Below are 9103 nucleotides of genomic sequence, written 5' to 3'. Positions count from 1 at the left end.
TCGGGCAGGCCGTACGGCCACGTGCCCGCGTGCTCTCCGCCGTAGTACGTGGCCCAGTCGTCCGCGCTCTCGAGCCGGTGGTCGGCCCCGCAGTCGATGACGAGCACGTCGTCGGGCAACTGCGCGGCGACGGCGGCCGAGGCCCCGTGGGGCAGCGCGAGGAAGACCACGTCGTGGCCGGCGAGGCTCTCGGGCGTCGTCTCGGCGACGACCCGGTCGGCCAGCGGGCCCAGGTGCGGCTGGTGCTGGCCGAAGCGGGTCCCGGCCGTCGAGGCGGCGGTCAACGCGCCGATCTCGACCTCGGGATGCTGCAGCAGCAACCGCAGCACCTCTCCGCCGGCATAGCCCGTGGCGCCGGTGACAGCTGCTGTGATCATCGTCCTCAGTCCGTCCCGAACTCCATGGCGGCGGCCTCGAGCGCGAGCTCCTCGTCGCCCTCGACCGACGGGTTCGCCTCGATCCGCATGGCGCCGCCCGCGGGCAGCTCGCCGAAGAGCGTGCCGTTCTCGACGAGCACCTGGCCCTGGTCGAGCGGCTGCGAGGCGTACATCTCGAGCTTGGCCCGCGAGTCGGCGATGTCCAGGTTGCGCATCGTGAGCTGGCCGATGCGGTCCGTCGGGCCGAACACGGCGTTCTCGGTGCGCTCCATCGACAGCTTCTCGGGGTGGTACGAGAAGTTCGAGCCCTGCGTGTCGAGGATCGTGTAGTCGTCGCCGCGACGCAGCCGCAGCGTGACCGAGCCGCTGACGAGCGACGCGATCCACCGCTGGATGGACTCGCGCAGCATCATCGCCTGCGGGTCGAGCCACCGGCCCTCGTACATGAGCCGGCCCAGGCGGCGGCCGTGCGCGTGGTAGTTCGCGATCGTGTCCTCGTTGTGGACCGCGTTCACGAGCCGCTCGTAGGCGATCCACAGCAGCGCCATGCCCGGGGCCTCGTAGATGCCACGACTCTTGGCCTCGATGATCCGGTTCTCGATCTGGTCGGACATGCCCAGTCCGTGCCGTCCGCCGATGGTGTTCGCCTCGTGGACCAACGCGACCGGGTCGTCGAACCGGACGCCGTTGATCACGACGGGACGGCCCTCCTCGAACGAGACCGTCACGTCCTCGGAGTCGATGTCGACCGAGGGGTCCCAGAACTTGACGCCCATGATCGGGTCGACGGTCTCGAGGGACACGTCGAGGTGCTCGAGCGTCTTGGCCTCGTGCGTCGCGCCCCAGATGTTGGCGTCGGTCGAGTAGGCCTTCTCCTGGCTGTCGCGGTACGGCAGCTGGTGCTCGACGAGCCACTGGCTCATCTCGGTGCGGCCACCCAGCTCGTGCACGAAGTCGGCGTCGAGCCACGGCTTGTAGATGCGCAGCTCGGGGTTGGCCAGCAGGCCGTAGCGGTAGAACCGCTCGATGTCGTTGCCCTTGAAGGTCGAGCCGTCGCCCCAGATGTTGACGCCGTCCTCCTGCATGGCGCGCACCAGCAGCGTGCCGGTCACGGCGCGACCCAGCGGCGTCGTGTTGAAGTACGTGCGGCCCGCCGACTTGATGTGGAAGGCACCGCAGGCGAGGGCGGCCAGGCCCTCGTCGACGAGCGGGCCCTTGCAGTCGACGGCCCGGGCCAGCTCGGCGCCGTACTCCATGGCGCGGCCGGGGACGCCGGAGATGTCCGGCTCGTCGTACTGGCCGAGATCGGCGGTGTAGGTGCAGGGGACGGCACCCTTGTCGCGCATCCACGCGACGGCGACGGAGGTGTCGAGACCGCCGGAGAAGGCGATGCCGACGCGCTCGCCGGCTGGCAGACTGGTGAGGACCTTGGACATGCGGAACATTCTTGCATACCCCTGCAAGTGTTTGCACTCCCCCCCTCGAACCGGAGGCCCCCCGTGCCCGGCTGGATCGCCTGGACCACCGCCGCTCTCGCCGCGTTCGTGGTCGTCATCGCCCTCGCGACGGCCGTCCTCGCCGTGACACGACTGCGTCGGGCCGGCCGCGGGGCGCGGTCGAGCCTCGCCGGGTTCGACCTGCAGATGCGGCTCCGAGCCGAGGCCGTGATCGACCTGGTCACCGCGGTCCGAGGGGTGGCGGAGCACGAGCGCGGCATCCTGGCCGAGGCCGACGCGGCCCACGACCAGGCCTGCCGGTCATGCGAGACGGACTCGATCGACGAGCGGGCCGCCGCCAGGGCGCGCCTGGACGGATCCGTCCGGGACCTGCTGGCGATCACCGAGGCCTACCCCGACCTCACCGCGTCCGAGGCCTTCCGGGCGGTGAGGGGCCGGCTGCTCGAGGCAGAGCGAATGGCCGACGTGGCGGCCGGCGAGTACGACGCGCAGGCCCGTCGGTCCAACGCCGTGCTGCGGACCAGCCCCTGGCGGCACCTCGCCGGACTGGCGGGCGTGCGCGAGCGCGCCCTCCTTGCCGGTGCCGCCGAGCCGGATCCGGCCCGGGCCTGACCCGGGTCCGTCAGAGCAGGCCGTCCGTGAGGTGGTTCGGGGTGCCGAACCGGTGGGCGGTGATGCTGATCGCCTGCTCGCGGACGAACGGCAGGATCTCGACACGCCCCGCCTCCGTCGGCCGGTGCGCATACACGGCCAGGTCGGGCTTCCCGTGCGTGGCATCGGCGACCGACTTACGGCTGCCACCCACGAGCCGGATCCGGGCGTCCCGGAGCCGCTCGACGCGCGCCAGCCACGCGGGCTCGTCCTCGACGCAGAAGGCGACGCCGAAGCCTTGGAGCACCGTCCGCACCGCGTCGGGGACCGGTGCCGCCGAGGACACGTCGATCGTCCCGCCCGCCACCAGGCCCGCGCCGATCACCCGCAGGCCGTCCACCAGCGGTGCGTCGCCCGCGAGGCGGACGTGGACGGGCGTCGGGACGTGACGTAGGACATTGCGCTCGGCCGCCAGGCCCGAGATGTCCCGGGTCACGCCGAGCTCGTCCCGCCACGCGGCGGCGTCACTGCCGAACGAGCGCTCGAGGAACTCGAGGTCGTCGGACGGCAGGTGGGCCTCGTCCGCGGCGCGCAGCAGTCGCTCGGCCCTCGGGTCGAGGCTCGCGGCCGCGGTCGAGCGCTCGCGCGTCCACTCCCCCAGCCCGAACAGGTAGTGCGGTCCGCCGGCCTTCGTCCCGGCACCGACCGACGAGCGCTTCCAGCCGCCGAAGGGCTGGCGTCGCACGATCGCACCCGTCGTGCCGCGGTTCACGTACAGGTTGCCCGCCTGGACGCGCCGCAGCCACGAGTCGATCTCCACCGGGTCGAGCGAGTGCAGCCCCGCGGTCAGGCCGTAGTCGACCGCGTTCTGCAGCTCGAGGGCCTCGTCGAGCGTGGCGGCGGTCATGATCCCCATGACCGGACCGAAGTACTCGGTCAGGTGCGTCGTCGAGCCGCGCTCCACGCCCGCGCGGACACCAGGCGACCACAGCTGCCCGGCCTCGTCGAGCCTGCGCGGCTCCACGAGCCACCGCTCTCCCGCGTCGAGCGTGGTCAGCCCGCGCAGCAGCTTGCCGCTCGCCGGCTCGATCAGCGGACCCATCTGGGTCTGCGGGTCCGACGGCCAGCCCACGGTCAGCGACGTGACGGCGTCGACGAGCTGCTCCCGGAACCTCGTCGAGGTGGCGACCGAACCCACGAGGATGACCAGCGACGACGCCGAGCACTTCTGGCCCGCGTGGCCGAAGCCTGAAGCGGCGATGTCCTTGGCGGCGAGGTCGAAGTCGGCCGACGGCGTCACGATGATCGCGTTCTTGCCGCTCGTCTCGGCCAGGAGCGGCAGGTCGGGGCGGAAGCTGCGGAACAGCTCGGCGGTCTCGTAGGCGCCGGTCAGGATCAGGCGGTCGACGCGGGGATCGGAGACGAGGCTCCGACCCAGGTCGGACTCCTCGACGTGCACGAGGTGCAGGACGTCCCGCGGGACGCCGGCCTCCCACAGCGCCTCGACCATGACGGAGCCACAGCGTGCCGCCTGCGGCGCCGGCTTGATGATGACGGCGGAGCCCGCGGCGAGGGCGGCGAGCGTCGATCCGGCGGGGATCGCCACCGGGAAGTTCCACGGCGGGGTCACGACCGTGAGCCGCGACGGGACGAACGACGCCCCGTCGACCGAGTCGAGACTGCGCGCGAGGTGCGCGTAGTAGCGAGCGAAGTCGATCGCCTCGGACACCTCGGGGTCGCCCTGGTCGAGCGTCTTGCCCGCCTCCGACGCCATCACCTCCAGCAGGTCGCCGCGTCGCTGCTCCAGGCGCAGTGCTGCCTGCTCGAGGATCCTGGCCCGCTCCTCGGCGGGGCGATGCCCCCAGGCTTCGCCGTGCGTGACCGCGGAGGCGATCACCGCCTCGAGCGCATCGGCGTCCTTCAGGGTGTGCTCGGCGACGAGGTCGCGACCGAGGCGCGAGTCCGGCACCCTCGCCAGGATCGACCGACCCCATTCCCGGTTGGGCGCCAGCGAAGGATCGGTGTCGGGGGTGTTCTGGAACGCCGCAGCCGGCGCCGCCTCGGCCACCGGGGCGGACCTGTCCTGCGTGCGGTTGGGGGTGGGCACCGTGTCGTCGAGTGCGCCCAGCGAGGCGAGGAACCGGTCCTTCTCCCGCTCGAACAGCTCGGTGTCGTCGTTGAGCTCGAAGACCGCCGACATGAAGTTGTCGTGGCTCGCGCCCTCCTCCAGGCGACGGATCAGGTAGGCGATCGCGACGTCGAAGTCCTTCGGGTGCACGACCGGCGTGTACAGCAGCAGCCCGCCGACCTCGCGGCGCACGACCTCGGCCTGGCTCTGCGCCATGCCCAGCAGCATCTCGAACTCGACCCCGTCGCGGACGCCGCGACGGCCGGCCAACAGCCACGCATGGGCCAGGTCGAACAGGTTGTGGCCCGCGACGCCGATGCGCACGTTCGCGATCCGCTCAGGGTGCAGGGCGTGATCCAGCACCCGCTTGTAGTTCGTGTCCGATTCCTGCTTCGTCGACCATGTCGCCAGCGGCCACCCGTGCAGCTCGGCGTCGACGTGCTCCATCGGCAGGTTCGCCCCCTTGACGACGCGGACCTTGATGCCGGCGCCGCCGCGCGCGCGTCGGGCGGCGGCCCACTCCTGCAGGTGGACCATCGCGGCGAAGGAGTCCGGCAGGTACGCCTGCAGGACGATGCCGGCCTCGAGCTGCTCCAGGCCGGGCGTCTCGAGGATCTTCGTGAAGACCGCGATCGTCAGGTCGAGGTCGTGGTACTCCTCCATGTCGAGGTTGATGAACTTCGGCGTCTCGGCCTCCGCGGCCCTGCGGTACAGCGGGAGGAGGTTCTCGGCCACGTGGTCGACGGCCTCGTCGAACGCCCACGGCGAGTGCGGCGCCACCGTCGCGGAGACCTTGATCGACACGTAGTCCACGTCGGGACGGGCGAGCAGGTCGTGGGTGCCCTGCAGCCGTCGGGCGGCCTCACGGTCGCCGAGCACCGCCTCGCCCAGCAGGTTGAGGTTGAGCCGCACGCCGTCGCGCCGGATCCTGGCGATGCTGCGGCCCAGCCTGGCGTCCGTCGCGTCGACCACGAGGTGCCCGACGAGCGCTCGCAGCGCTCGTCGCACGATCGGGATCACCAGGCGCGGGACGACGCGGCCTGCCCGGGCTCCGAGGCGGACCGCCTGGCGCAGGTGCCACGGGAGGAACGCCGGCACGTCCGCCGCCAGGCGGGCGAAGTTCCGCGCCGCGATCGTGGGGTCCTCGGGACGGATCACGCCGTCGATGAAGCCGACCGTGAAGTCCAGGCCCTTCGGGTCCTTCAGCAGCCCCGCGAGCTGCGTGCCGGCGCGGTCGGGCGGCACCTTCGCCGACTCCGCGAGCCAGTGGCGCACGAGGGCCACCGTCTCGTCCGCCAGGGGATCCGCCGTGGGAGCGGGATGTGCAGTCATCGGATCGATCACGGCGGTACGGCCTTCCGGGTGTGGTCGAGATCAGCTTCTGCGCCCAGTCTGTGCTTGACCGGGGTTAAGGTAAAGCGATGTTTTGTGACGGATAATCGTCAGATTCGATGAAGGATGAGCATGCTCGATGTCCGCCGGCTCCGACTGCTGCGAGAGCTGCAGATCCGCGGCACCCTGGCGAACGTGGCGGCCGCGCTGCACCAGAGCCCGTCGTCGGTCTCGCAGCAGCTGTCCCTGCTGGAGCAGGAGGTGGGCGTCGAGCTGCTGCGCAAGGTCGGCCGACGCGTGCAGCTGACGCCGCAGGCCGAGATCCTGGTCGGGCACGCGTCCGCCGTGCTCGAGCGACTCGAGCGGGCCGAGTCCGACCTGGCGGCCTCACTCGAGGAGGCCACCGGAACGTTCCGGCTCGCGGTGTTCCAGTCCGTCGCCCTGGCGCTGATGCCGGCGACCCTGTCGATCCTCGAGACCGAGCACCCTCGCCTGCGCGTCACGATGACCCAGCGCGAGCCCGAGTCCGCGCTGTACGAGACGTGGGCTCGCGAGTTCGACCTCGTGATCGCCGAGCGGTACCCCGACCACAACACCGCGTGGCACCCCGAGCTGGACGCCGTCGACCTCACCACCGACGAGGTCCGGCTGGCGGTGCCGCCCGCCGGCCACCCGTTCGCCGGCATCACGACGATCGCGCAGGCGTCCGACGTCCCGTGGGTGATGGAGCCGCCCGGTGTCGCCTCGCGGCACTTCGCCGAGCAGGCGTGTCGCGTGGCGGGGTTCGAGCCGGACGTCCGGTACGAGACGGCCGACCTGCAGGCACAGATCAGCCTGATCGAGTCGGGTCACGCCGTCGCCCTGCTCCCGGACCTGCTGTGGTCGAACCGCCGCCCGCCGGTCGCGCTGCACCGCCTCGCGGGACGACCGCACCGCACGATCTTCACGTCCGCGCGACGCGCCTCGGCCCACGCCCCCGGCGTCACCGCCACGCGCCAGGCACTGTCGCGTGCCGTGGCGCAGGGCCGGACCTGAGCCACCGACCCATGCGAGACCGGCCTCGCGGCCCTAGCGTCGAGACATGACGACCATCGCGAAGAACATCGTCGACACCCTCGAGGCGAACGGCGTCGAGCGCATCTACGGGATCGCGGGCGACTCGCTCAACGGCATCACCGATGCGCTCAGGACCTCGTCGATCCAGTGGGTGCAGGTGCGGCACGAGGAGGCCGGCGCGTTCGCGGCAGCCGGCGAGGCGGCCACGACCGGCAGGCTCGCCGTGTGTGCCGGCAGCGCCGGACCGGGCAACCTGCACCTGATCAACGGGCTGTTCGACGCGAACCGCTCGCGCGTGCCGGTCCTGGCGCTGGCGGCACACATCCCCACGGCCGAGATCGGCACCAACTACTTCCAGGAGACGCACCCGCAGGACCTGTTCCGCGAGTGCAGCGTCTTCGCGGAGCACGTCTCGAGCGTCAGCCAGATGCCCCGCATGCTGCGCATCGCGATGCAGACCGCGATCGAGAAGCAGGGCGTCGCCGTCCTCGTGCTGCCCGGCGACATCGCGCTGGCCGAGGGGCCGGACGAGACGGTGACGGTGGTGCGCCCGAGCGCGTCGCAGGTCGTGCCCTCACCGGCCGAGCTCCAGCGGGCCGCCCACGTGCTGAACGACGCGCAGAAGGTCACGATCCTCGCCGGCGCCGGCTGCGCGGGCGCCCACGACGAGCTCGTCACGCTGGCCGATCACCTCGGTGCCCCGGTCGTGCACGCGATGCGCGGCAAGGAGCACGTCGAGTGGGAGAACCCCTTCGACGTCGGGATGACCGGCCTGCTGGGCTTCGCCTCGGGCTACCGGGCGATCGAGTCGTGCGACGCCCTGCTGATGCTGGGCACGGACTTCCCCTATCCCGAGTTCTTCCCGCGCGACGCCAAGGTGATCCAGCTGGACGTCCGCGGGGAGCAGCTGGGCCGCCGGGTGCCGCTGGACCTCGGCCTCGTCGGCACCGTGCGCGACACGGCCTCGGCACTGCTGCCGCTGCTCGAGCGCAAGGAGCGACGCGACCACCTCGACGACGCGCTGAAGCACTACGCCAGGACGCGGGAGAAGCTCGACGACCTCGCCACCCCGGTCAAGAAGGGGCGCGCGCAGCATCCGCAGTTCATCGCGCGCACGATCGACCGGGTCGCGGCCGACGACGCGGTGTTCCTGCCGGACGTCGGGTCACCGGTCATGTGGGCGGCCAGGTACCTGCACATGAACGGTCGGCGGCGGCTCGTCGGCTCGTTCGCGCACGGTTCCATGGCGAACGCCGTCTCGCAGGCGATCGGCGTGCAGGCCGCCCACCCCGGCCGCCAGGTCGTGGCGCTGTCCGGTGACGGCGGGCTGACGATGATGCTGGGCGAGCTGCTCACCCTGGTGCAGCACGAACTCCCGGTGAAGGTCGTCGTCTTCGAGAACAGCTCGCTGAACTTCGTCGAGCTCGAGATGAAGGCCGCCGGCTTCGTCAACTGGGGCACGGGCCTGCAGAACCCGGACTTCGCGCAGGTCGCCGAGTCGATCGGCTTGCACGGCGTCCGGGTCGAGCGGTCCGAGGACCTCGAGCCGGCGCTCGCCGAGGCCTTCGCCCACGACGGGCCGGCACTGGTCAACGTCATGACCGAGCGCCAGGAGATGACGGTGCCGCCGTCCGTCACCGCCGCTCAGGTCAAGGGGTTCTCGCTGTACGCGCTACGGACCGTCGTCTCGGGTCGCGGGGACGAGATCGTCGACCTGGCCCGCGCCAACCTGCGCCAGATCTTCTGAGGAGGACCATGAACGAGGAAGCCGTCCTGGCCGCTCTCGACGCCGCCGGCGTGCCCCACACCGTCACCCGGCACGGCCCCGTCGGCTCGCTCGCCGAGGCGGCCGCGTTGCGCGGAGTGGACCCCGACCGGATCGTCAAGACGCTCGTCGTGCGTCGGGGCGAGGACGACTACCTGTTCGTCCTGGTGCCCGGCGACCGCCAGATCAGCTGGCCGAAGCTGCGCGCCCTGCTGGGCGTGTCACGACTCTCGTTGCCGCCGGCCGAGGACGCCTTCGCCGCGACCGGCTACGAACGCGGCACCATCACACCGTTCGGCGCCTCTCACCCGTGGCCGGTCGTCGCGGATGCCGCCGTCCGCGGCACGATCTCGCTGGGCGGCGGCGCCCACGGCGTGGCCGTGACGGTCGAGGCCGA

The 9103-nt window shown here is 71.7% G+C and carries 6 protein-coding genes and 1 pseudogene; 4 read left to right on the top strand and 3 right to left on the bottom strand.

Annotated features, from left to right (window positions below):
• A pseudogene (locus tag RT323_RS14815) lies at positions 1-377 on the bottom strand (N-acetyl-gamma-glutamyl-phosphate reductase); the annotation flags it as partial.
• A gap of 5 nt (positions 378-382) precedes the next feature.
• A complete protein-coding gene (gene argG, locus RT323_RS14810; protein ID WP_313409824.1) occupies positions 383-1813 on the bottom strand; it encodes an argininosuccinate synthase in 1431 nt (476 codons plus the stop codon).
• 63 nt (positions 1814-1876) lie between these two features.
• Between argG and RT323_RS14805 the strand changes: the two genes are divergently transcribed.
• Positions 1877-2446, top strand: a complete 570-nt coding sequence (locus RT323_RS14805; RefSeq protein ID WP_313409822.1) for a LemA family protein — start codon at positions 1877-1879, stop codon at positions 2444-2446.
• A 10-nt stretch (positions 2447-2456) separates the two neighbouring features.
• Here the strand turns inward: RT323_RS14805 and RT323_RS14800 are convergent, their stop codons facing one another.
• The gene (locus RT323_RS14800) at positions 2457-5885 is read right to left on the bottom strand and encodes a bifunctional proline dehydrogenase/L-glutamate gamma-semialdehyde dehydrogenase (protein ID WP_313409820.1); all 3429 of its coding nucleotides are present in this window, start codon (positions 5883-5885) and stop codon (positions 2457-2459) included.
• Positions 5886-6011: 126 nt separating this feature from the next.
• Here RT323_RS14800 and RT323_RS14795 point away from each other — a divergent pair, with 126 nt between their 5' ends.
• The 3 genes from RT323_RS14795 to RT323_RS14785 form a co-directional block, all read left to right on the top strand.
• On the top strand, positions 6012-6920 hold the full coding sequence (locus tag RT323_RS14795) for a LysR substrate-binding domain-containing protein (RefSeq protein ID WP_313409818.1): 909 nt from the start codon (positions 6012-6014) through the stop codon (positions 6918-6920).
• Positions 6921-6966: 46 nt separating this feature from the next.
• On the top strand, positions 6967-8688 hold the full coding sequence (gene poxB / locus RT323_RS14790; RefSeq protein ID WP_313409817.1) for a ubiquinone-dependent pyruvate dehydrogenase: 1722 nt from the start codon (positions 6967-6969) through the stop codon (positions 8686-8688).
• A gap of 8 nt (positions 8689-8696) precedes the next feature.
• The coding region (locus RT323_RS14785; protein ID WP_313409816.1) for a YbaK/EbsC family protein at positions 8697-9103 on the top strand (407 nt) is incomplete at its 3' end.

Origin of the sequence: Aeromicrobium sp., from assembly GCF_032084975.1 — a bacterium.
Lineage (GTDB): Bacteria > Actinomycetota > Actinomycetes > Propionibacteriales > Nocardioidaceae > Aeromicrobium.
Note: the sequence above shows the minus strand (reverse complement) of the source record. Positions and strands in the feature narration are given on the sequence as shown.